At 65.5% G+C, this 22,028-nt stretch carries 18 protein-coding genes; 5 read left to right on the plus strand and 13 right to left on the minus strand.

Translation table 11 applies throughout. The annotated features are described in order from the left end of the window. The 7 genes from AC0L21_RS06320 to AC0L21_RS06350 form a co-directional block, all read right to left on the minus strand. Positions 1 to 1,650, minus strand: a complete 1,650-nt coding sequence (locus tag AC0L21_RS06320; RefSeq protein ID WP_473259316.1) for a hypothetical protein — start codon at positions 1,648 to 1,650, stop codon at positions 1 to 3. Continuing rightward, a complete protein-coding gene (locus AC0L21_RS06325; RefSeq protein ID WP_473259318.1) occupies positions 1,640 to 2,419 on the minus strand; it encodes a hypothetical protein in 780 nt (259 codons plus the stop codon). The genes AC0L21_RS06320 and AC0L21_RS06325 overlap by 11 nt, the downstream gene beginning before the upstream one ends. Before the next feature lie 71 nt (positions 2,420 to 2,490). Next, on the minus strand, positions 2,491 to 4,869 hold the full coding sequence (locus AC0L21_RS06330; protein WP_473259320.1) for a flagellar hook associated protein: 2,379 nt from the start codon (positions 4,867 to 4,869) through the stop codon (positions 2,491 to 2,493). 21 nt (positions 4,870 to 4,890) lie between these two features. Next, the gene (gene flgK / locus AC0L21_RS06335; protein ID WP_473259323.1) at positions 4,891 to 6,774 is read right to left on the minus strand and encodes a flagellar hook-associated protein FlgK; all 1,884 of its coding nucleotides are present in this window, start codon (positions 6,772 to 6,774) and stop codon (positions 4,891 to 4,893) included. Positions 6,775 to 6,809: 35 nt separating this feature from the next. Continuing rightward, the gene (locus AC0L21_RS06340; RefSeq protein WP_473259325.1) at positions 6,810 to 9,062 is read right to left on the minus strand and encodes a flagellar hook-basal body complex protein; all 2,253 of its coding nucleotides are present in this window, start codon (positions 9,060 to 9,062) and stop codon (positions 6,810 to 6,812) included. Between the two features lie 178 nt (positions 9,063 to 9,240). Beyond that, positions 9,241 to 9,753: a peptide-methionine (R)-S-oxide reductase MsrB gene (gene msrB / locus AC0L21_RS06345; protein ID WP_026233843.1), complete on the minus strand. Its 513-nt coding sequence runs from the start codon at positions 9,751 to 9,753 to the stop codon at positions 9,241 to 9,243. Positions 9,754 to 9,809: 56 nt separating this feature from the next. Continuing rightward, entirely contained in the window at positions 9,810 to 11,321 is a 1,512-nt protein-coding gene (locus AC0L21_RS06350) for an NAD(P)/FAD-dependent oxidoreductase (protein WP_473259328.1), read from the minus strand. Between the two features lie 92 nt (positions 11,322 to 11,413). On the opposite strand from AC0L21_RS06350, the gene AC0L21_RS06355 reads away from it, so the two are divergent. The 3 genes from AC0L21_RS06355 to AC0L21_RS06365 all read left to right on the plus strand — a co-directional run bounded on the left by AC0L21_RS06355 (position 11,414) and on the right by AC0L21_RS06365 (position 12,937). Next, complete coding sequence (locus AC0L21_RS06355; RefSeq protein WP_473259331.1) at positions 11,414 to 11,947, plus strand: SixA phosphatase family protein; 534 nt, start codon at positions 11,414 to 11,416, stop codon at positions 11,945 to 11,947. Positions 11,948 to 12,034: 87 nt separating this feature from the next. Beyond that, positions 12,035 to 12,460, plus strand: a complete 426-nt coding sequence (locus AC0L21_RS06360; protein ID WP_007602088.1) for a universal stress protein — start codon at positions 12,035 to 12,037, stop codon at positions 12,458 to 12,460. A gap of 81 nt (positions 12,461 to 12,541) precedes the next feature. Continuing rightward, positions 12,542 to 12,937, plus strand: a complete 396-nt coding sequence (locus AC0L21_RS06365) for a hypothetical protein (RefSeq protein ID WP_473259333.1) — start codon at positions 12,542 to 12,544, stop codon at positions 12,935 to 12,937. Positions 12,938 to 13,835: 898 nt separating this feature from the next. Here the strand turns inward: AC0L21_RS06365 and AC0L21_RS06370 are convergent. Further along, positions 13,836 to 14,072: a DUF1127 domain-containing protein gene (locus AC0L21_RS06370; RefSeq protein WP_473259335.1), complete on the minus strand. Its 237-nt coding sequence runs from the start codon at positions 14,070 to 14,072 to the stop codon at positions 13,836 to 13,838. A 184-nt stretch (positions 14,073 to 14,256) separates the two neighbouring features. Here AC0L21_RS06370 and AC0L21_RS06375 point away from each other — a divergent pair, with 184 nt between their 5' ends. Beyond that, positions 14,257 to 15,600, plus strand: a complete 1,344-nt coding sequence (locus tag AC0L21_RS06375) for an aminotransferase-like domain-containing protein (protein WP_473259337.1) — start codon at positions 14,257 to 14,259, stop codon at positions 15,598 to 15,600. Positions 15,601 to 15,681: 81 nt separating this feature from the next. Here the strand turns inward: AC0L21_RS06375 and AC0L21_RS06380 are convergent, their stop codons facing one another. After that, on the minus strand, positions 15,682 to 16,281 hold the full coding sequence (locus AC0L21_RS06380) for a YdcF family protein (RefSeq protein WP_473259339.1): 600 nt from the start codon (positions 16,279 to 16,281) through the stop codon (positions 15,682 to 15,684). Between the two features lie 62 nt (positions 16,282 to 16,343). Then, complete coding sequence (locus tag AC0L21_RS06385; protein ID WP_473259457.1) at positions 16,344 to 16,931, minus strand: hypothetical protein; 588 nt, start codon at positions 16,929 to 16,931, stop codon at positions 16,344 to 16,346. A 79-nt stretch (positions 16,932 to 17,010) separates the two neighbouring features. Between AC0L21_RS06385 and AC0L21_RS06390 the strand changes: the two genes are divergently transcribed. Continuing rightward, positions 17,011 to 17,445 carry a hypothetical protein gene (locus tag AC0L21_RS06390; RefSeq protein ID WP_027566871.1) on the plus strand — a complete coding sequence of 145 codons (435 nt, stop codon included), beginning with the start codon at positions 17,011 to 17,013 and terminating at the stop codon, positions 17,443 to 17,445. A gap of 2 nt (positions 17,446 to 17,447) precedes the next feature. Here AC0L21_RS06390 and AC0L21_RS06395 read toward each other — a convergent pair whose 3' ends face one another. From AC0L21_RS06395 to AC0L21_RS06405, 3 genes are all read right to left on the minus strand, one after another. Beyond that, positions 17,448 to 19,847: a bifunctional diguanylate cyclase/phosphodiesterase gene (locus tag AC0L21_RS06395; RefSeq protein ID WP_473259342.1), complete on the minus strand. Its 2,400-nt coding sequence runs from the start codon at positions 19,845 to 19,847 to the stop codon at positions 17,448 to 17,450. A 112-nt stretch (positions 19,848 to 19,959) separates the two neighbouring features. Beyond that, complete coding sequence (locus AC0L21_RS06400) at positions 19,960 to 21,363, minus strand: MFS transporter (protein ID WP_473259345.1); 1,404 nt, start codon at positions 21,361 to 21,363, stop codon at positions 19,960 to 19,962. A gap of 154 nt (positions 21,364 to 21,517) precedes the next feature. Then, the gene (locus tag AC0L21_RS06405) at positions 21,518 to 22,024 is read right to left on the minus strand and encodes a YciE/YciF ferroxidase family protein (RefSeq protein ID WP_007612365.1); all 507 of its coding nucleotides are present in this window, start codon (positions 22,022 to 22,024) and stop codon (positions 21,518 to 21,520) included. Positions 22,025 to 22,028 lie beyond the last annotated feature (4 nt).

Below are 22,028 nucleotides of genomic sequence, written 5' to 3' on the forward strand. Positions count from 1 at the left end.
TCAAACCTCGAACGCGGATTTTTCCCGCATGGCCGCAGCCGCGGCACGGTCAAGCAGCAGTTCGATCTTCGCCAGGACGTGAGCGATACGATCGAGAATGTGCTGCAAATTGTGTTGCGCCTGTGCGGCGTCGGCGGACCAGGCTTCGGTGACGAGCCGCGCGCCCACACAGAGGCGCAGCACGGCCTGCGGCGCATCGTCCGGCCGCTCCAGCCTGACCGGCTGGCCGATCAGACAACGTTGCGCGGCGACCTGCTGGTCCGCCGCGCTGCCGCCGATCTCCTGGTTCATGTCGCGCTCGAGCGCGCGATGAATGGCGCCGGTCTCGGCGATCGAGACAGGCTTGCCCTCGCGCAGCAGCGTGAATGGAAAGATCGTACGTTGCGCGAACTCCTCGTCGTCCGCGGCGCTCGTCTCGATTGCGCTTGGAACGGCACGAAGCGACGGCGACAGCGCGATCATGCTGTCGATGCCGGCTGCAAGCTCGGCCAGCATCCTGGCGCGGAAAGCCCCGGGCACGGCGTAGTAGCTGCCGATCTCCGCAAGCGCCGCCTCCCAGCGCAGCCATTGACCGAAATTCGGCCGGCGCTCGAAGCGCGAGCGCAGTGCCGTCCAGGCCATCGGCCAGTCGCAGCGGCCGGCATAGTCGAAGATGCCGGGCGCAATCGTGCCGATCCGGCCGAGTGACCGCGACAGACCTTTCGGCACCAGCAGCGCACCGCTGAAGGCCGGCCCGCCGAAAAACTTCGAGCCGGTCATCAGCACCATAAAGCCGCGATCGAGATAACAGCGCAGCCGGCGGCGGCCGAGCCGCGCCTGGCAGGCATCGACCACCACCTGAACCTTGCGCGGCCAGCGCCGCGCGATCTCATCGAGGCAGGCAGCACTCGGCGCGCGCCAGCCGAGTTTTGACGAATCCATGATCTGCAACAGAACGCGGCGGCCTTGCGCGAGGCTGTTCTCGACGGCACGCATGACCGCAGCATCTGCATCGGCGTGCATCGCGAGGCCGGACGCGACATCGAGCAGCGGCACCGCGATGCTGTCGCCGGCGAGGCCCGCGACGGCGGCATCCTTGCGCACGACAATGCCATTTGCCGTCATCGCGCTGAAATGATGTCCGCGCGCGGTATGGACCGTGCCGCTGCCGGTCTGGTCGGCGCCGACCACGATCGTCACCGGCGGGGCGCCAAGCACCGCACGCGCCAGGAACAACGCGTGGAGCTGGGAATCCGTACCGGAGGGCGAAAACACGATATCGACACGCGGCGCGAGCTGGAGATGGCTGCGCAATTCCTCGCGCATGTCCTCGCAGCGCGCGTCGAACGCGATCTCGACCTCGTCGAAAAGGCACCTGTGCATCAGTTCTTCGCGTGCCAGAGCGGCGCGGTCATAGGCGGCTTGCGAGATGGTCGAGGCGGTCGAGGAGGCGAAATTCCAGATCTCCGGCTTCGGCGAGGCCGCACAGCCATAGGCGTTGACGCGATCCCTCGGGTCGAGCGCCAGCCGCAGGTCTCCACCAGAGATCAGCAACGTATCCAGCGGCGTGAAGAGATCGCGCAGGCGATAGCGCGAGCCGCCGTCGAAAGCGCGCTCCGTGCCTGACACACAGGAGGCGCCGACGCTCATCCCGGAGGGCTCACGCCGCATCGGCCGCCGCCGGCGCGGCTGCGAATTGCGAAGCGACGTCGCCGCGGAACACCGACGGCCCGACGTGATCGAGCGAGCTCTGGATGTCGGCCCAGATATCGCCGCCGATATCGGTCCAGCGCTTGCAGAAGGCGAAGTCCTCGGAAAGATAGGTGCCAGTGGCGGGGTCGATCATACACTCGAACAGCGCGAAGCGGTTGCGGCTCCCCGCCAGGGTATCGTGAGAATGCTCGCGGAAGAATTGCAGGGCCGCATAGTCCGGATGACGGCACATCGTTTCCAGCACGTGGCGACGGATCATCAGGAAACCGGTCCCGGCGTAGCGAACGCGGGTAAAACCGTTGACCACCACGATGCGGTCGGGGTCCTCGATCTCGAGCACATAGTCGAGCGAGGCGGCCGGCACATCGGCCCGGCCGGCCTCGATCGCCCGCTTCGCCTTGTCCCAGTTGACCCGCTTGATCGGATAGCAGCCGGCAACGACGTCGGCTCCGCACTCGATCAGCCGGAACACCTGCTCGGGCTTGAACCCGATATCGGCGTCGATGAACAGAAAATGCGTCGCCTTGGGATCGTCCAGGAACATCGCGGCCAGATTGGCCCGCGCGCGCGTGATCAGCGCGTCTCCATCGCGCAGCAGCACCGTGAGCTCGAGATTGGGCACGCCATGCACGGCGCGCTGGAGCGCGAAGATCGAGCTCGCATAGATGCTCGACACCTGCCCGCCGAAACAGGGCGTCGCCACCACCAGCTGCATCGTGTCCGACATTGACGGCTCCGCCCCGCTCCAATCCTCACCAAGAGGTAAAGAGGCATGGTTAACGGCGCCTTAACGCATCCTTACAGGAACTTGACGAGCGAGAGCTGCGAGAGGTTCGAAGTCACCTGGTAGGACGCCTGGAGGGCATTCTGGAGCGACAGGATCTCGCTCGCGACTTGGTCCGGCGAGGCCGATTCCGCCTGGTCGATGATGGTCTGGAGCTGCGCCTTGGCCTGGGTCTGGCGCGTGCCTGCGTCCTTCATCGTGTTCTGGGCCATCGCGAGGTCGGTCTGGATGTCCTCGATGCGCTGCTGGCCGGTCTGCTTCGTCAGGGCCTGCGTCACCCGCAGGCTCAGTGCGGCGACCTGCCCGCCCGAATACTGCCCGGTCGGCGAGGTCGAGAACGTCCCGAACACGGCGACCGCCTGCAGCTCCTTGCGGATGGCGTCCTCGTTCGCCTGTGCGCCATACTGCACCGTGACGGAATCGTCGACCCGTGCCATCGCGGTGGAGCGCGGCGAGCCGGGCCCGTCATTGCCCAGGTACCATTGCACGGTGGTGGCCGAGCCGTTCACCAGCGTCGTCGCCGAGCCGAGGGGCGAAGAGCCGACGCGTAGCGGAGCCTTTGCCGCCGTAACCGGGGAGGTCGTGAAGCCGAGCGCCGCGAACGCCGTGCTGTTCGAGCTCGTGATGTTGAGGCTCCCGGGATCGTCCGTGTTGATCGTGATCACGCCGCCATGGATGGTCGACGGCTTCGTGGTGCCGGTGATCTGATCGATCTTGCCAAGGAGAGCTGTGATGTTGTCGGTAATGTTGATCTGGTTTGGGCCATTGGCGCCCGAGGCGACAAAAGTCAGTGTCTGACCGTTCACCGTGATCGTATCGGGGTTAACGACAGGCGGACCCGCCGACCCCGCCTGGAACGCCGCTGAGAGCACTTCCGGGCCGCCAGTGGTCGCAGTGCCGCTCAGCACAGTTGAACCGGTGATCTGAGGCGTCGACGCCACGCTGCCGCGCGTCACGCTGCTGAGACCGAGCGCCGTGGCCGCCGCGCCGCCGGTGACCGCCACGTCGGTGCCCGTGCCGGTCGCGATCTGGATATTGCCGCCGGCGCTCAGAGTCACGTTGGCGGCGGGGATGCCGGCGGCCGTCGCGATTGCATTCAAGATATCAGACACGTTCGCGGCGCTGCCCGAAGCCAATCCGATCGTGGTATTGCCGCTGGCCGTCGCGACCGTGGTGACGGTAGGGTCGAAGGTAATGGTATGGGCGCCGCTCGCGCCGGTGATGGTCAGGGTGGTACCGGTCGGAGCGTTGGCGAGCGCGGTGAGAATGGCTCCATTGAGATGGGGTGTCGCCGAAGGATCGAGCGACGTGGTCGTCGACGCAGCCGCCGGCGCGCTGTCCTGCAACGCGACCGAGCCCGTCCCGGTCGTCGAGGTATAGGAGCGCAGATTGCCGGTGGCCGCCCCATTCGCGGTGGCGGATCCCGCCGTATTGAAGAAGTTGTCGCCGGCGGTGACGGCGGAGGCCGCCACCAGCGAGGTGCCGGCAAGCTTCTTGATCGCGGTGTTTAGCGCGGTATTGAGGTTGGTCGCGGTGTTGTTCGGGTTGACCGGGACGCTTGCATCGATCGCAAAGCTGCCGACGGGCGTCGGCGTCGCGGAGGACGCCGTCAGGTCGATCTGCTCGGTCGAGCCGTCGGGCAGCGTGAACTGCACGCTGAGCTTGTCGCCGTTTTTCGGATTGACGCCGTTGAGGTCGACCGAGAACGACACCGGCGAGCCGCTCGGGCCGGTGACCGTCGCGCCGGTCAACGTCGAGGAGACCGCGGCGATCTTCAGGCCGAACGGCGATACCGCGGCGTCCTCGGAGACCATCACCGAGCTCGGCGTCGGCTGTGGCGTCGCCAGCACCAGCCGGCCCATGCCGTTGGCGCCGAGGTCGGCGGCCTGCCGCTCCGCCATGACGGTCTTGAAGCCCGCCTGCGTCGTGGTGCCGTTGATGATGTCGCCGGCATTCGCGACGGACGGCGTGTTGAACGCGGTTCCGGAGAACAGATAGCGGTTGCCGGACTGCGTGTTGAGAACGCCGATCATCGAGCCGAATTGCGCGGCTGCGGTGTTCTGCGCGACCGTCTGGCCGTTGACGTTGAGATCCTGCGCGGTGTTGGCCGAGCCCGTCTGCACCGTGTTGCGGATCGTGGTCAGCGACTGCAACGCAGTATTGGCGAGGTTGATGCTGACGTTGACGTTGGTCATCGTGTCGGTATAGGCGCCAATGTTGGAGAGCTGCGCGCGCCCGGCGATCGCAAAGCCCTCGTTGGTGCCCATCCCGGAATAGTTCTGCGACAGCTTTCCGGTCGAGAGCTGCGTCGACAGGTCGGTGAGCTGCTGGTTGATGTTGCGGATCTGCGAGCCGAGAACCGACGAAGAATAGTTGATGCTGCTGATCGACATGTTTCAGAGCCCTGTTACTTGTTACACTTGAGCCTGGATCAACGTATTCATCATGCTCTGCACCACCGACATGACATGAGCGTTGGCGGCATAGGCATTCTGGAGCTGGATCAGGTTCGACATCTCCGAGTCCAGATTGACGCTGGCGGTCGAGTTGAACTTGGCCTGCAGCGTCGAGACCACGACGCTCTGGCCCTGCTGGAGCTGGGTCGCCTGGGTCGCGGCATTGCCCTGAACGCTCAGGAACTGCTGGAGATAGTTCGAGACGCTGCCGGTGAAGGGCTGGCTCGCCGAGCCCAGACCGGATTGCGGTGAATAGGAGAACACCGCCGAGGTGAGCTGCGAATAGAGATAGTCCGAGCGCGTGGTGTCGCCGGTGGGCGTCACCGGCGAGGTGTTGTAGACCGACAGCCTGGTCGGGTCGGTGGTGAGCTGCGTGTTCACGGCGATGCGTCCGGCAAGGCCGGTCATCTGCGAACCTGAGGCCGTGATCGCGCCGGTGTAGAGCGCCTGCCCACCATCGGTGAACAGCGGCAGTTGCGGATTGCCCGAGGTCAGCGACGAGATCGTCTTGGTGATCGAGGCCGAATTGACCTTGGCGAGGCCGCTGTTGTCGTCGGTCACCCGCAACGTGGTGGCCGTCGCCGGCGACGGGGCGGCAGCGAATGACAGATGCGAGCCCGAAAGCGCGGTGTTGAGCGCCGAGGCGATCGCGCCCATGCCGCCGGAGAAGTTCACCCCGATCTGCATCGGATTGGCGTTGGTGGGGTTCTGGAGCGGCAGCGCCGCCGGATCGGTCACGTTGACCAGCGTGACCTGTCGCATCGTGTTGGTGGTCGTGTCGGTGTAGCTGAAGTTGACGCTGTTGCCCGGCGCCGCCCCGGCAAGGTCGAGATCGAAGCCGGCCGGCGGGCCGGTCACCGTGCTGCCGGCCGTGGTCTTGTCCGACAACGCGCTCGACATCGTCGCGGCGAGCTGGTCGATCTGGTTCTGCGCCTGCACCAGCGTCTGGTCCCGCAGCTTCAGATCGGCCGCGATCTGGCCCGACGACACCACGTTGTTGGCGACGACGTCGACCGACGATCCGTTCGGGAGCTTGATGTTGAACGCGCCGACGCCGGATTTGGCCGGATCGATGTTGTAGAGCGAGGTCGCCGATAGCGCGCCGGCGGACGCAAAGGTGAATTGCGAGGCCAGCCCGGCGCCGACCAGCTGGATGCCGGTGGTGGTGTAGATGTTGGCCTGGTTGGACCCGTCGGTGGTGACGTGGACGTCGACATATTTCGACAGATTGTTGATGGCCTGGTCGCGCTGGTCCATCAGCGTCGCAGCCGAGGGGTCGTGTTCCGACAGGCCCTGGAGCCTGGAGTTGATGTCGGCGACTTGCTGCATCGCCGCGTTGGCCTGCTGCGCCGAGGTGCTGAGATCCTGCTCCACGTTGGAGCGCAGCGACTGGATGCCCTTGGTGGTGAGGTTGAGCTGCTGCGCCAGCGTCTGCGCGGCGCCGAGCGCAACCGTTTGCGCCGACGACGAGCCCGCGTTGGTCGACAGCGCCTGCAGTGCCGTCGTGAAACTGTTCAGCGCTGTCTCGAGCGTACCGCTGTTGCCGGGCGTGCCATAGACATTCTGAAGCTGCTTCAGGATGTTGGCCATCTGGTCGGCGTAGCCGCTGCCGCCGGTCTCGGTGCGCAGCTGTTTCTGCACATAGGTGTCGAGCTCGCGGCTGACGCCGGTCGTCGTCACCGTCGAGCCGAAGTCGCCGGTGGTGACCTCGATCTGGTTCGGCGTCTGGACGACGTAACCCGGCGTCTGCGAGTTGGCGACGTTCGAGGAAACGATCGAGAGCGCAGCCTGATTGGCACGCAGACCGCTCATCGCACTGGCGAGGGCTGAACTCAAACCCATGTTGACTTGCCGCCTCTGGTTACGTCACGCCCCAATCAGCGCAACACGTTCAAGAGATCCTGAACCATCGTATTCGCCGTCGTGATCACCTTGGTGTTGGCCGAATAGGCCTGCTGGGTCACGATCAGCTTGGTGAATTCGTCGGCGATGTCGGTGTTCGAGCCTTCCAGCGACGAGCCGCTGATCGAACCGGAGGCACCGTCGATGGCAGGGCCGGACTGTTCAGTCGCGGCGTAGGCGCCGCCGTCCTGCGCCTTCAGGTAGTTGGTGCCGTTGAAGTGCGACAACGAGACCTGTGCGAGGTCGAGGTTCTGACCGTTGGAGAAGGTGCCGACCACGAGGCCGTTGTTGTTGACCGCGACCGAGCGGAGCTGACCGGCGGCGTAGCCGTTCTGGGTGATGGTGTTGATGGTGACGGCGCCGCTGGTGCTGGCATATTGCGTCAGTCCGCCCGAGGAGATGTTGAAGGAGACCGAGCCCAGCGACTGGCCGCTGACACTGACGTTGTTGATGGTGATGCCCGAGCCGCTCGGCGAGGTCAGCGAGCCGTCGGCGGCAAAGGTGAAGGCCTGGCCGGTATTGACCCAGCCGACCGTCGTGCCGGTCGCATTCGGATCGGTCTGGTAGAACATGTTCCAGGTATCGGCATGGCCCGCGCCCAGCGAGGCACTGTCGGTCTTGGCCCAGCGTAATTGCAGATTCACCGGCGTGCCGGCCGCGTTGTAGGCGGTCACCGCGCCACCGCTGATCGATTCCTTGGTGAAGGTGGCGATGTCGTTGCCGATCACGCCGCCGGTGCCGGCAACGCCACCACCGTCACGATTCTTGGTGATGGTCGAGGTGAACCCGAGCGCGGCGAAGGCGGCGCTGTTGGAGCTCGCCACCGACAGGTTGGAAGCTGTGCCGGTGTTCAGCGTGATCACGCCGCTGCTGCTGACCGACGACCCCGTTGCACCGGAGAGCGCGTCGATCTTGCCGAGCAGCATCGTGATGTTGTCGGTGACGTTGATTTGGTTCGGGCCTGACGCGCCGGAGGCCATGAAGGTCAGCGGCTGACCATTGACCGTGATGATGTCGCCGGCGGAGAAGCCCGATGTGATCACCTCGGCGCCGCCGGCCGCCGCCGCGCCGCTCAGCACCGTGGCGCCCGAGATCGCGGGCGAGGACAGCACGTTGCCGCCTCGCGTCACGCTGCTGATGCCGAGCGCCGTGGCCGCCTGACCGCTACCGACTGCTACGTCGGTGGTGGTGCCGCTGGAGATCACGATGTTGCCGCTGGCGCTGAGCGTTGCGGTGACGCCGGCACCGCCGGCGGTCTGGATCGCGCTCAGGATGCTGGCCACCGTGGCCGTGGTGCCCGCGCCGAGACCGATCGTGGTGTTGTTGCCGGCGGTCACGACAGTGGTGCCGCCGTTGAAAGTGACCGTGTTGCCGTTGATGGTCAGCACCTGGCCGCTGAGCGCGGTGAGGGTGGTTGAGGCGAGATGCGTACCCACGGAGTTGTCGAGCGAAGTGGTGGTCGATGCCACCGCCGCAGAGTTGTTCTGGAGCGCCGTTGTGCCGGTCGCAGTGGTCGACGAGTATGGCGAGCGGATATTGCCGGTCGCGGCAGCGCCGGACGTTGTGGCGTTTGCATACGGCGGAGGCGGCGTGCCGACCGGCAGCGGGTTGGCCGCGAAGTCCGACGGGTTCAGTCCGCCGGCCGCCAGCAGCGTCTTAGTCGCCGCCGTCGTGCTCGCCACGGTGTTCGGCTGGGTCGGCAGGTTCGCCGCGTACTGGATCGAGGTGGTCGCCTGCGCCGGAATGAAGTTGTTCTGGAATTTCAGGACTGTCGCGACGTTGCCTTGCGGGTTGCCGGTTTTCGGGTCGACCGTGACGCCCATCAGGTAGTAGCCGGCGCCGTTGACCAGATTGCCGTTGGCATTGAGCTGGAAGTCGCCACGCCGCGTGTAATAGGTGACGCCGCTGAACACCGGTGCGTTGTCGACGACGCCCGTCGCCTTCTGGATCGAGAAGAAGCCGTCACCGGTGATCGCCATGTTGGTGGCGACGCTGGAGCCCGAGATCGTGCCCTGCGTGGTGATCGTGGCCTTGGCGTTGGCCGTCACGCCGCCCGCGACCTGCTTGCTCGGGACCGATGAGTCGGGAATGAGATCGACGAAACTGGTGCCGATGCCCTTGTACGCGGTGGTGGATGAGTTCGCGATGTTGCCGGAAATGTTCTGCAGCGCGTAGGACTGCGCCTGCAGGCCACCCACCGAGGTGTTCATTGCATCGAAGATACCCATAACTTTGTCTCCAGATCCGATCTCGGCGGCCGGTCGACCATGGCCGCAGTCGGAGGAGACTGTCGCAAGGGCTATGCCAATGCGGTTTTTGTCATGAAATCAATGACTTAATGAAAAAGCCCCGGTCTGATGACCGGGGCACAATTGCCGGGACCGGCAACAATTGCCGGGACGAAAGCTAGGTTGCGGACGCCGCCGCGGGATGGAAGACCAGCCCGAAACCGTCGATGCAGTAGCGCAATCCGGTCGGCTTGGGACCGTCGTCGAAGACGTGGCCGAGATGGCCGCCGCAGCGCCGGCAATGCACCTCGGTGCGGAGCATGCCGTAGGTCCGGTCCTCGGTCTTGCCGACATTGCCCTCGATCGGCTGGTAGAAGCTCGGCCAGCCCGTGCCGCTCTCGAATTTGGTATCGGAGGCGAACAGCGGCAGGTCGCAGCCGGCGCAGGCGAAGACGCCCTTGCGGTGCTCCTTGAGCAGCGGGCTGGAGCCCGGCCGCTCGGTGCCCTCCTTGCGCAGGATCTCATACTGCTGCGGCGTGAGCTGGGCACGCCATTCGGCGTCCGTCTTCTCGATCTCGAATTTCTGCGCGGCTTTCTCTCCAGCCTCCGCGGGCGATGCTCTGAGCCAGCGGAAGGCCGCAAGGCCGAACAGGCCGGCGACGGTCGTCAACAGGATGCGGCGGTCAAACATCTCATTCTCCATGCGGGAGCGTCTACGCCCTGAGATACGGGCCCTAACGGCTGACGTTACACTTCCGGGCGGGATTTTTCTCGGGTCTCTTGCGCGACGCGGTCCTCGCGCGAGACCGGTTCCGAGGCTGGTTCTGAGGCTCGTTCCGTGCCTTCGGACGCAGTTTTCGGCGGCTGGGCAAGCCGAGGCCTGACGCCTGACGGCGGACGGCGCGGACCGGTGCCGGCGGCCCGGTTGGCTTCGGCGAGGCGCGTCTCGCGCTCTCTGTCCTTGATCCTGGCACGTTCACGATAGCGGGCAAGCGAGCCTGCGGCTGCGGAACTCGCCCTGCCCCAGATTCCGACCAGTTGGCCGGCAACCCGCCCCGTCGTTCCCCCCGCCCAGACCAGCTCGAACGGTGAGAACAGCTTCCAGCGCTCGTCGCCCCACAGGATGCTGCGGGCGATCATCTGCCCGGCCATTGCCGAGGTGTTCATGCCCTGGCGGCCGAACCCGCTGGCCACCCACAGGCCTTTGCGCAACTGGCCGATCTGCGGCATGCCATGCACGGTCTGGCCGGTGGCGCCACCGAACGTATCGGTGATTTCGACATTGCCGAGCTGGGGGAAGATCGACCGGATCCGCCGCCTGACAGCGCCCGCAAAGCGTTGCGGGCGCGCCGCCCAGGTTGTCTCCGGGCTCTCCCACATCAGGCGGTCGCCATCGACGATCCGGAAATGATCGACGCCGTCGGAATCCATCACTGATCCCTTGAAGGCGACGATCTCGTGCACGCGCTCGCCGAGCGGCGCGGTGATGCCGGCATAGCGCCAGACCGGCAGCAGCGTTTCCGACAGGCGCCGCAGGGGCGCACCGAGATGGATGTTGCCTGCGAGCACGATATGGGTGGCGCGCAGCCGCGCCGAGGGCGTGACGATCCGCTTGCGGATGCCGGAATGATCGATGCTGACGACCGGCGTATCCTCGAAGATGCGGGCGCCTGCGCGCCGCGCCAGCGCCGCAAGGCCATGCACATATTTGCGGCCGTCGACCTGGAACGCTCTCGGATAATACACGCCGTGGAAGTAGTGATCGGTCTTGAGCACCTCGCGAACGCGATCGACCTGCCAGCCCTCGGCCTCGGTGTCGAAATCCTCGTTCAGCATCTGCAAGCGGCTGATCAGCCGGTCGCCGGCATCGACGTTGGAGACCTCGAGCACGCCGTCGGTCGGGCCAATTCCGGGCATGTTCTCCTCGGTGGCGTTGGCCCGGACGAACTCGGCGCCCTCTTTCGACAGCGTCCACAATTCCCGCGCGTCCTCGAAGCCGATTCGCTCGATCAGCTCGGCGAGCGGCAGCGCGAAGCCCGGCATCACGGTGCCGAGTTGATTGCCGGAAGCGTTCCAGCCGATGTGGCGGCCCTCGAGCACCGCGACGCTGGCCCCCAGCCGGGCCGCCTCGAGCGCGATGGACAGTCCGGCAAGCCCGGCCCCGATGACGCAGATATCGGCATCGAGGTCGAACGACAGCCGCGCCCGGTCGCGAAATCCGGCTTCTTCCTGGGACACGCTTGTGAAAGTCTCGCTCATGTCGTTTCTTAAAGGACTGAGCGGCCGCTTGTCACCTTGTCCTCGACCGGCGCCTGTAGATTATCCTGGTCGTGTAACGATTCGAGAATGCCATGCGCCGTTTGCTGCTGCTGCGTCACGCCAAGACCGAGACCGACGCGCCGAGCGGCCGTGACCAGGACCGCCGGCTCGACGATCGCGGCCACAAGGATGCCGCCGAGATCGGCGACTGGATGGCCGCCCATCCCCCCTTTCCCGAGGCCGTACTGGTATCGCATGCCGTCCGGGCCCGGCAGACCTGGGACATTGCGTGGGAGACCATGAAGGACCGCGTCGCCGCGCCGCAGGTGGAGGTCCTGCCGGAACTCTACGCCGCCGATCCCGCCCAGATCCTGGAATCCATTCGCACTGCAACCATTCCGGCTGATCCGAAGCAATTGCTGCTGGTCGGCCACAATCCGGGCATGCACGAGATCGCCCTGATGCTGACGGGCAGCGGCGATCCGGCCGCCGCCAAGGCGCTCGCCGACAACCTGCCCACCTCGGGGCTTGCGATCTTCGACTTTGACGTCAAGGATTGGGGTGACGTGGCTTACCGCCGCGGCAAGCTGGTGCTGTTCGTCAGTCCAAGGCTGCTTCGAAGTTAAGGCTGCTTCGAAGTCAAGGCTGCTTCGATCGGGTTGATCGCGCGACGTGCCGGCAAGACGTCCTGACTGGAAGATTTGGAGGCGCAGATGTTCAAGTCCATCCTGGTGCCCATCGACCTCGCCGACACCGACCTGGCCAAGCCGGCGATCGCGACCGCGGCAACGCTGTCGCAGACCTGGAGCGGCGTGGTGCGCCTGCTCAACGTGCTGCCGATGACGCCGGTGATGCTGGCCGAATACGTGCCGGCCGATTTCGACGAACAGCAGCGCCAGACCTCGGAAGAAGCCCTCGCCATCGTCGCGCGCGAGTCCGGCATCGAGCCTTCCCGCATCTCAAGCGTGGTGCGCCAGGGCGGCATCTATCACGAGATCCTGGAGGAAGCGGTGCACATGAAGGCCGAGCTGATCGTGATGACCTCGCACCGGCCGGCGATGCGCACCTATTTCCTCGGCTCCAATGCCGGACATGTCGTGCGCTACGCAAAATGCTCGGTGCTGGTGGTGAGGCACTGAAGGTCGGAGCAATGTCGTGAGCAATGGTGGCGGAGATGGACGTACGAGATCCCGCTCGCGATCGGCGATGACTTATGGGAGGTGCTGGTCGTGCAACTGGCCGCCCTGCTGGACAGGCTGACGGTGCGGAAGGTAATCGCCTTCATCCCTGTCGTGATCCTCATACTGGCTTACTACCACAGGATCCCAATCCCGCCGGAATTGATGCTGGTCGGCGACTTCCTCGCTTATATCGACATCTTCTCGGTGCTGATCCTGGTCGGCGTGCTTAGCCGCGTCACGACGATGCTGTTCGTCGTTAAACAGGCCGTCGCACGTATCGCCAAGTTCGCCGGCAACGTCGCTGCACATTTGCCGCGCCGGGATGTCCGGCATCGGCGCCAACGCGGCGCAGCGACACGACCTCACCGCAAGCCCGAGCGCTCCGAAGACGATCGAGTTCTCGGCGGTGTTTGGGACCAGGCCGCCTTCGCCTGAGCCATATACAAGCTCGTAGCCCGGGTGAGCGAAGCGATACCCGGGACAGCTCGTGTCACAATTCCCGGATTGCGCCTCGCTCCAGCCGGGCTACGAGATCTTGCGTTGCCCGACAGGCAAAACACGCGAGCGATGGGTCAACGCAAAGCGCCTAAAATATTCCACTTTACCGAATTTCGGAAACGGCGTATGTGTCGCCGCAACCCGGCCCAAGGAAGAGGGGCGTATCGCGATCGTCACGAACGCGGGCCGGACAGCGGCGGACGCTGGGCCACACCGGCGCGAACGGCTTCGCAGGGCGGGCAACCGTGAGCGAAGGCGTCGCGCACACGACCGGTGAGGCTCGCGTACGGCAAAACCGTGTCGTCCTGACGCCCGGGGTCTGTGCGTCAAGTCTTGTGGTGATGTGGCGGCCCGACCGGGCACGCAGCATCAGCGATCCATGAGGCGACGGGGGCAATAGTGCATCGCTCCCCGGGGAGAGCACGGCATAAGCCGTCAAACCGCTGCGCAGGGAAGGCCGGACGTTTTGGCTTCACCTGTATGCCGCTGTGCAGATTTTCTTACTGCAACCTCGCACAGTGGACCGCGGGTGCCAGCCGGCGCCCGGTCTTCCCTGCGCCCTCTTTCATTTGGGGGCAAGGCGATGAAGCAAAGCTCGGGCGAAACAAGCCGCGAGGATGCGAAGGTGCGTCTACGATAAAAGCGCAAGCTGAAGGAGCGACAGTGCTACCCACAAACGCCGTCATTGCGAGCGCAGCGAAGCAATCCAGAGTCTTTCCGCGGAGGGATTCTGGATTTGCTTCGCTGCGCTCGCAATGACGATGTCGAAACAGGTGTGCCTGAAAACTCAGTCTGGTGCCCCGGACGCAGCGCGTCCGGGACAAGAGCGAAGCACTTACAGATACCGCGTCAGCTCTGCTTTGGCCTGACCGTAGACCGCGTCCTCGATCTGGCTGCGCGTGATCCCGATGTCGCGCAAGGCGCGGTCATCGAGGTCGTTCAGCGTCTTGACGGCGGAGCGGCGCTCCAGGTGGTCGAACAGCGCATAGGCGCCGTTGGCCAGCTTGCGGAAAAATCCGTCCGACGAGGATGAGCGTAAACTCCGCCCGGCGGTCTGCGAGATCGTGGTCATTGTCCTTCTCCGGCCTGTTGTCCACGCGGCGATGCGGATGCCGTTGGCGCAAGCGCCCGAGCGCCTGCACCTCATTTGCCGTCGGATTGCTCTCGCTCTCCTCGGCTCAATCGTGAAGCTTGATGGAACTTAAATGCTCCAGTACACTACTCGGAGCAAGTAAAACATTGCTCTCGGTGCAATAATGTCCAAGTTCGAATACGTGAAGCTTGCCGATGCCATTGCTCTCGATATCTCTAACGGCACGTTAAGGCCGGGCGATCGGCTGCCGCCGCAGCGCAATTTTGCCTATGACCGTGGCATCGCGGTCTCGACCGCGAGCCGGGTTTATACGGAGTTGCTCCGCCGCGGCCTCGTCGTCGGCGAGGTCGGCCGCGGCACTTTCATCTCCGGCGCCATCAGGCGCGAGGTCGAGGCGCTGAGCGAGCCGCGCGACGCGCGGATCGATTTCGAGGTCAATTATCCGTTATTGCCGCAGCAATGGGCGATGATCGCCAAGAGCCTTGCAGGGCTCGAGCGCGTTGACGCGCTCGAATCCGCACTGCGCGTCTCCACCAGCACCGGCACCAAGAGCGCGCGCAATGCAGCCGCCGCCTATCTCGCGCGCAAAGATTTCGCGCCGCAGGCCGAGCAGATCATCTTCACCGCCAACGGCAAGCAGTCGCTCGCGGCAGCCCTCGCGGCCCTCGTTCCCACCGGCGGCCGCTGCGGCGTCGAGGCGCTGACCTATCCTTACGTCAAGAGCATCGCCGCGCGGCTCGGCGTGACGCTGGTCCCGATACCGATCGACGAATTTGGCGCGCGCCCAGACGCCATCCAGAAGGCGCATCGCGAGGCGCATCTGTCGGCGCTGTATCTCCAGCCCATCATCCAGAACCCGCTCGGCGTCACCATGAACGCGACGCGGCGCGCCGACATCATGCGCGTCGCCGAGAAGCTCGATCTCACCATCATCGAGGATGCCGTCTACGGCTTCCTGGCCGACGACACGCCGCTGGCCGCGCTCGGCCCCGACCGCTGCATCGTGATCGACAGCCTGTCCAAGAAGGTTGCGCCGGGCCTCGCGCTCGGCATCCTGGTCGCGCCGCCGCGATTGCGCGAGGGCGTGATGAGCGCGGTGCGCACCGGCGGCTGGATCGCGTCCGGCCATGCGCTGGCATCCGGACAGCGGCTGATGGCCGACGGCACCGTCGCCGAGCTGACGCGGCTGAAACGCATCGATGCCGCGCGCCGCCAGCAGACTGCGGCAAGGCTGCTCGCCGGCTACCAGCTCTCCGCCGACCCGCGCTCCTATCACCTCTGGCTCATGCTACCGGCACACTGGCGCTCGCAGACCTTCGTCGCCGCGGCAGCCCGGCGCGGCATCGCGCTGACACCGTCCTCGACCTTCGCGATCGCCCATGGCCACGCACCGAACGCAGTGCGGCTCGCACTCGCCCCGCCTTCGTTCGAGCAGCTCGATTCCGGCCTGCGCACGCTCGTGTCGCTGCTCGGCACCAAGGAAGAGGATTTCGACTCGACGGAGTAGCTAAAGCGTTTTCGAGCGAAGTGGATACCGGTTCGCGTCAAGAAAACGCGTCAAACAAGAATCTGATGCCGTTTCCCCCGCTCAGGCCTCCGGCCATTCCGCGATGAAGCCCTTTGCCTTGTAGGGCTCGATCTTGTCCCATTCGTGCAGCATGCGGCGGCAAAATTCGGGATCGGTGTGCCAGAGCGCGCGCGGCGTCGCAAAGCTGTCGACCGTGAGCAGCATCTTCTCGACCTCCGGCCAGTGCCGGTGCAGCGTCATCGGATAACGCCGCGCGGTCCAGGTGTTGCCGAGGCAGATCACATTGCGAACATTGTGCAGCCCGAGCGCCGCGTCAATGATCGGCAGCGAGAGGATCACGTTCTCGCCGGTGTTTTGGGCATGATGTTCCTCGATAATTCGGTCGGCCGGAATGCCCGCCGCGACCATCGCCGCCTTGATGATGGTGCACTCGGATTGCTCCGAGCCCGGCGTCACGCCGCCGCTGACAATCGACCAGCGGAACAAGCCCTCGCGCCACAGCCTCGCGGCAGTATCGGCGCGCAAGCTGACGTCCTCGCGGGTGCCGAACATGAACAGCAGGTCGGCCGGCCGCAGCGGCGTGTCGATCAGATGCGTACGGTTGATCTCGGCGATCTCATCTGCCGAAGGCCTACGCGTGCTGCGATCCATGGCTGACATAACCGCAAGATGCGACACCGACGCAGGGGCGCGAAGTCACATTTGGTTGCCGCCCATTGCAGCTAGGGCAGCAACGCTCCCGGCAGGCGATCGAAGCTGTAGCTCCGCGGCTGGTTACGCCGGACGAAGCCGCCGATCTGCCAGGCGAACAGCGCGGCAAAACCGATGATGAACAGCGCGCCGGCGAATTCGCCGATCGCGAGCGCGCGGACCAGGAGCCCCGTCATCGCCACCGCAAGCACCGCAAGAAAAGCCAGCATTGTCGCGTAGGTCCTGCGGCCAAGGCCCGCGATCAACTCGGCGCGGCCGCCGGCCTGCGCCATGCGCGCGTGCAGCGCGACGATGAAATTGCGAAAGCCATTGTCCTGCGGCGCCATCAAGGCCGCGGTCTGCCAGCTCGTCGACAGGATCGCGATGCGGCCGCCGCCAGTATGGCTGACATCGGCGCGAAAGCGGTGCTGCTGCATCGAGACGGGGCGGAACGACAGCCGGATTGCACCGATCTCGTCGTAACGCCACAGGCCCGAACGGCCGCCGATGTGCCATGACAGCCCCTCCTCCGTCAGCTCGAAGCGATGCGCCGAGCCGATCAGCGACGCCTTGTAGGCATAGCTCGCGCCCGCGGCCGCTTGAGCTCCCGAATCCTGCATCTTCACAAACAATCCGATCCGGGCGATCCAGTCTGCGATCCGCTTGCGTGAGCGCCCTGCCCCATCCTACAAGCGAGACATGGCTGAGACGATTTTTTTTCCGCGGCGCCTGATTCTCGGCGCCGCCGTGATCTCCGGCGTGCTGCTCGCGCTCGCCGTGCACATGCTGGGCGCGCGTTACGGCCTCGACCTCGGCGGCCTCTGGCACTCGGACACGCACGAGTTCATACCGGCGGGCGCGGCGATTGCCTGGTGGCTGATCGCCTCCGTCGGCTTCTCCGGCGGCTATTTCACGGCAACATTGATGCAGAGCGCCGTCTCGGGCCAGATCCCGCAACGGATGCGGCAGTTCCTGATCGCGGTCGGCGTGCTGCTGCTTGCGGGTGCGGGCCAGGTGGCCTCGGCGCCGAGCCCGGTCCCGACGGTCTCGGGCGTGCTGGCGGGGATTGCCGCGCTGGGCCTCGGTGCCGTGATGGCGTTCTGCGGCGCGCATTTCGCACTGCGCCGCGGCTAACCTCAGGCGGTCGCGCGCAACGGCGGTCGGTCCAGCATGATCGCGACATCGGAAGCGGGCCGCGGCTTGCTGAACAGATAGCCCTGCGCCTGGGTGCAGCCTTCGCGCCGGAGCAGCTCGAGTTGCCCGTCGTTCTCGACCCCCTCTGCCGTGGTGACGATGCCGAGGCTGCGCCCGAGGCCGGTCACGGCCCGGATGATCGCCATCGAATCCTCGCGCGTCGCCAGCTCCGACACGAAGGAGCGGTCGATCTTGATCTTGTCGAACGGGAAGCTGCGCAGATAACTTAGCGACGAATAGCCGGTGCCGAAATCGTCGAGCGAGATGCGCACGCCCATTGCGCGCAGCTCGTGCAGGGTGGTCAGCGTCGCCTCGCTGTTCTGCAGCAGCACGGATTCGGTGATCTCGAGTTCGAGGCGGCGCGCGTCGAGGCCCGACAACGCCAACGCCTCGGTCACGGATGCGATCAGATTTGGGTTCCTGAACTGCACGGGCGACAGGTTGACCGCGACGTCGACATCGTCAGGCCAGGTGGCGGCGTCGATGCAGGCGGAGCGTAGCACGAAATCGCCGAGCTGGATGATGAGCCCGGTCTCCTCGGCCAATGGAATGAAGCTGAGGGGCGCGATCAGGCCGCGCTGCGGATGATTCCAGCGCAGCAGCGCCTCGAACGCGACGACGCGACCGCTGGCGACGTCGCGGATCGGCTGGTAGTACGGCTGGAACTCGTCACGTTGCAGCGCCGCGCGCATGTCCATCTCCAGCAGACGCCGTGCTTGTGCGCGAGCATCCATGCCGGTCTCGAAGAAGCGATAGGTGCCGCGGCCGTCCGCCTTGGCGCGGTACAGTGCGAGGTCGGCGTTCTTCAGCAGTTCATCGGGATTGTCGCCGTCCTGCGGCGACAGCGAGATGCCGATAGAGACACCGATGATGATCTGATGGTCGTCGATCTCGTAAGGCGCCGAGATCACCTCGACCAGGCGGCCGGCAAGGGATCGTGCCGCGGTTTCCTCGGAACATCCGATCTGGACCACGGCGAATTCGTCGCCACCGAGCCGCGCCACGGTGTCGCTCTCGCCGACGGTGGCCTTCAGCCTGCGCCCGACCTCCTTGAGCAGCGCATCGCCGATGGGGTGGCCGAGCGAGTCGTTGATGTCCTTGAAGTGGTCGAGATCGAGACAAAGCACCGCGAGCTGGTCGCCCGATCCGGTCCGGCGCAGTCCCTGCACGAGCTGCTCGTGGAACAGCACGCGGTTCGGCAGGCTGGTCAGCGCGTCATGGCGGGCCATGTGCGAGATCTTGGCCTGGGCCTCCAGCCATTCGGTGATGTCCTCGAAGGTCGCGACCCAGCCGCCACCATGCATCGGCTGGTTCACAACCCGGATGGAGCGGCCGAACCTGGTCACGACGTCGGTCGTGGTGCGGCTCTCGCGCGCGTCGGCGACGAGGCGGGCGAAGAATTCGCCGGCATCGCCCTGCCACTGACCCTTCGCCTGCTCCTCCCGCAGCACGTCGACCAGCAGTCGGCCGGTGAGCAGGATGTCGGTGCGGCCAAGCATCGCAGCATAACGCTCGTTGAACAGGATGATCTTGCCGTCCGCATCGAACATGCACAGTCCCTGCGACATATTCTCGAGCGCGGTATCCAGCACGACCTGCTGGCGGCCCAGTTCGCCCTTGGCGCGGCGATCGAGCAGCGCGGCCACCAGCGCAATCGCGATGATCGCAACTGCGGCACCCGCGGTAAGAAAGGACAACGAGGCCGGCGGGATCGATAACCCGCTGATCGCGAGCGTCGGATCCGGCGTCAGAACGACAGCGCCCATTGCGGTGAAATGATGTGCGACGATGGCGACCGTCAGCAGTGTGCTCGCGGTCAGCGCGTGGAAGAGGTCGTCGCGCCGCGCAGCGACGAACAGCGCGAGCGCCGCGAAAACAATTCCGAACAGCACCGAGGCGGCAACCGTGCTCCGGATCCAGTCGACCCGTGCCGGCATCTCCAGCGCCGCCATTCCGGTATATTGCATCGTCGCGACCGCGGCGCCGACGATGGCGCCGCCGAGCACGATCCACGGCGCGCGCACGGAGGATGCCGCAAGACTCAAGCCCACGAAGGTTAAGGAGATCGCGAAGATCAGGGAAAGGATCGTCACCGGGATGTTGTAGGCGCCGGCACCGCCCGGCCCGTAGGCGAGCATCGCAATGAAATGCGTCGCCCAGATGCCGCATCCGCTGACGGCGGCATCCAGGGCGATCCAGACCAGGCGCCCGGAGCCGTGCGTCGCGCGCGCCCGGTGAAACAGGCTGATCGCCGCCGCGCTTGCGAGCAGGCACACCGCGCCGCCAAGCGCGACGAGCCGCCAGTCGTGCTCCTCGGTGAGACAGTAGAGAACTTGATGCATTGCGGGCCCCTATCGACCCACACATGAACCGACAGAGATGGACAGTCGGTAACCGGCTACGTGCCTGTTTCGGGGATGGTGAACGGAATCTGTGTTCAATCGCTCGGATTGTTCATCCGCGCGAAGGCGCGGCGAGGCCGATCACGGCGGCGGCGAGCAGCAGCACGGCCGCCGACACGACCAGCGACAGGTGCAGGCCAGTCATAAACGACCCCTCCGAGGCCACCAGCGAACCGAACAGCGCAACGCCGAGCACGCTGCCTGTCTGCCGCGTCGCGTTCAGGACGCCCGCCGCGATGCCGGAGCGTGCCTTCTCGACGCTGCCCAGCAAGGTCGAGGTCAGCGGCGGCACCAGCAGCCCAAGTCCGCTGCTGATCGCGATCATCTGCGCAAAGATCGCCCAATAGCTCGTGCCGGCTTCGATCCAGAGCAGGCCGACGCAACCGAGCGCCGAGACGCAGGCACCGACGACGATGGTCGGGCACGGGCCGATACGCTCGGCGAGGCGCGGCGCCAGCAGATTGACCGGCAGCACCACCGCCATCATCGGCACGAAGGCGAGACCGGTCCACCATGCCGACAGCCCGTTGATCCTCTGGAAATACAGGCTGAGCACGAAGATCAGGCCGTAGATCGCGATGTTTACGAGCAGGCCGACGAGCGAGGTCAGCGCGAACAGCCGGTGGCCGAACAGCGACAGCGGCAACATCGGCTGCGCCGCACGGCTCTCGCGCCAGACGAAGAGCACGGCGAGAACTGCAGCTGCGACGAAGGCCGCGACCACGGCTGGGTGGTCCCAGCCAAGCGCGCCGCCTTCGATGATCGCGCCGGCGAGTGCTCCCAGCGCGCCGATCGCGGTAAGCTGACCGGGCAGATCGATCTCGCGCGAGCGCGCCCGCGTGGTTTCGCTGGCGTAACGCCAGCTCAACCACAGGCCAACGAGCCCGACCGGCAGATTGACCAGGAAGATCGCGCGCCAGCCGACCAGCGTGATCAGCGCGCCGCCGACGAAGGGGCCCGCGGTGAGCGCGAGGCTCGCACCGGCGGCCCAGATCGCAACGGCGCGGCCGCGCTCGCGGTCGTCCGGATAGGCATGATTGAGCAGGGCAAGAGAATTCGGCACCAGAATCGCCGCTGCCAGGCCCTGTACCAGCCGCGCCCCAATCAGCACGCTCGCATTGGGCGACAACGCACAGGCGAGCGATGCCGCGGTGAAGATGGCGAAGCCCGCCATGAAGACGCGCTTGGCGCCAATGCGGTCGCCGAGCGCGCCGGCCGTCAGGATGAAGGCGGCAAAGGCAATGGTGTAGGCGCTGACCACCCATTGCAGCTCGGCGACGCCGCCGCCGAGCGTCCTGCCCATCGCGTCGAGCGCGGTGTTGACGATGGTGACGTCAAGCTGCACCACGCCATAACCAAGGCTCATCGCGGCAAGGGTAAGGGATGTCGCAAGGCGCGAGCCGGCAGGCGGCGCGGCGGCTCCGAAGGCGTCGTATCTGGCGGTGCTTACTCGCATGCTGCCATCTCGGTTGCAGCCCCATGCGAACGATACGCTTCCCGCTCGCCGCCATGTTACGACAACGATCGAATGATGAATGCGTGACGGATGTGTCATGTTAGAGCGTCGTGCGGATGGCCGCGCGACGCTCTACCCTGGCTACGCTTGGCCCTCAGCTCGCAGCGCGCAGATTCACCTTGCTCTCGGCGATCGTGGTCAGCTTCTTGTCGGTGGCCTTCTCCTCCTCGAGTGTCTTGGCGAGCACGCTGGCGCAGTCGTTGCGGCCGAGTTGCTTGGCCCAGGCGATCAGGCTGCCGTAGCGGACGATCTCGTAATGCTCCGCCGCCTGTGCCGCGTTGATCAGCGCGGCGTCGAGCACCGCCTTGTCGGCGACTTCGCCGGCGGTCTCGTCGGCTTCCTCGATGATGCCGTCGATCGCCGGGCAATCGACCGCCTTCACCTGCGCACCGTGCATCTTGAACACTTCCTCGAGGCGCTTGACGTGCTCCCTGGTTTCTTCGAGGTGCGTCAAAAAGCCCTGCTTCAGCTGCGGATCGGTCGCCTTATCCGCCATTTTCGGCAGAGCCTTGGTGAGCTGCTGCTCGGCGTAATAGATGTCCTGGAGCTGATGCACGAACAGGTCGTTCATGGTTTTGATGTCTTTTGTGAACAATCCCATCGGT

The sequence above is a fragment of the Bradyrhizobium sp. WSM4873 genome (assembly GCF_055811355.1).

Coding starts and splice junctions, on each gene's coding strand:
- AC0L21_RS06320 (WP_473259316.1), bottom strand. CDS start 1,650: ATGCGGCGTGAGCCCTCCGGGATGAGCGTCGGCGCCTCCTGTGTGTCA.
- AC0L21_RS06325 (WP_473259318.1), bottom strand. CDS start 2,419: ATGTCGGACACGATGCAGCTGGTGGTGGCGACGCCCTGTTTCGGCGGG.
- AC0L21_RS06330 (WP_473259320.1), bottom strand. CDS start 4,869: ATGTCGATCAGCAGCATCAACTATTCTTCGTCGGTTCTCGGCTCGCAG.
- flgK (WP_473259323.1), bottom strand. CDS start 6,774: ATGGGTTTGAGTTCAGCCCTCGCCAGTGCGATGAGCGGTCTGCGTGCC.
- AC0L21_RS06340 (WP_473259325.1), bottom strand. CDS start 9,062: ATGGGTATCTTCGATGCAATGAACACCTCGGTGGGTGGCCTGCAGGCG.
- msrB (WP_026233843.1), bottom strand. CDS start 9,753: ATGTTTGACCGCCGCATCCTGTTGACGACCGTCGCCGGCCTGTTCGGC.
- AC0L21_RS06350 (WP_473259328.1), bottom strand. CDS start 11,321: ATGAGCGAGACTTTCACAAGCGTGTCCCAGGAAGAAGCCGGATTTCGC.
- AC0L21_RS06355 (WP_473259331.1), top strand. CDS start 11,414: ATGCGCCGTTTGCTGCTGCTGCGTCACGCCAAGACCGAGACCGACGCG.
- AC0L21_RS06360 (WP_007602088.1), top strand. CDS start 12,035: ATGTTCAAGTCCATCCTGGTGCCCATCGACCTCGCCGACACCGACCTG.
- AC0L21_RS06370 (WP_473259335.1), bottom strand. CDS start 14,072: ATGACCACGATCTCGCAGACCGCCGGGCGGAGTTTACGCTCATCCTCG.
- AC0L21_RS06375 (WP_473259337.1), top strand. CDS start 14,257: ATGTCCAAGTTCGAATACGTGAAGCTTGCCGATGCCATTGCTCTCGAT.
- AC0L21_RS06380 (WP_473259339.1), bottom strand. CDS start 16,281: ATGTCAGCCATGGATCGCAGCACGCGTAGGCCTTCGGCAGATGAGATC.
- AC0L21_RS06385 (WP_473259457.1), bottom strand. CDS start 16,931: ATGCAGGATTCGGGAGCTCAAGCGGCCGCGGGCGCGAGCTATGCCTAC.
- AC0L21_RS06390 (WP_027566871.1), top strand. CDS start 17,011: ATGGCTGAGACGATTTTTTTTCCGCGGCGCCTGATTCTCGGCGCCGCC.
- AC0L21_RS06395 (WP_473259342.1), bottom strand. CDS start 19,847: ATGCATCAAGTTCTCTACTGTCTCACCGAGGAGCACGACTGGCGGCTC.
- AC0L21_RS06400 (WP_473259345.1), bottom strand. CDS start 21,363: ATGCGAGTAAGCACCGCCAGATACGACGCCTTCGGAGCCGCCGCGCCG.
- AC0L21_RS06405 (WP_007612365.1), bottom strand. CDS start 22,024: ATGGGATTGTTCACAAAAGACATCAAAACCATGAACGACCTGTTCGTG.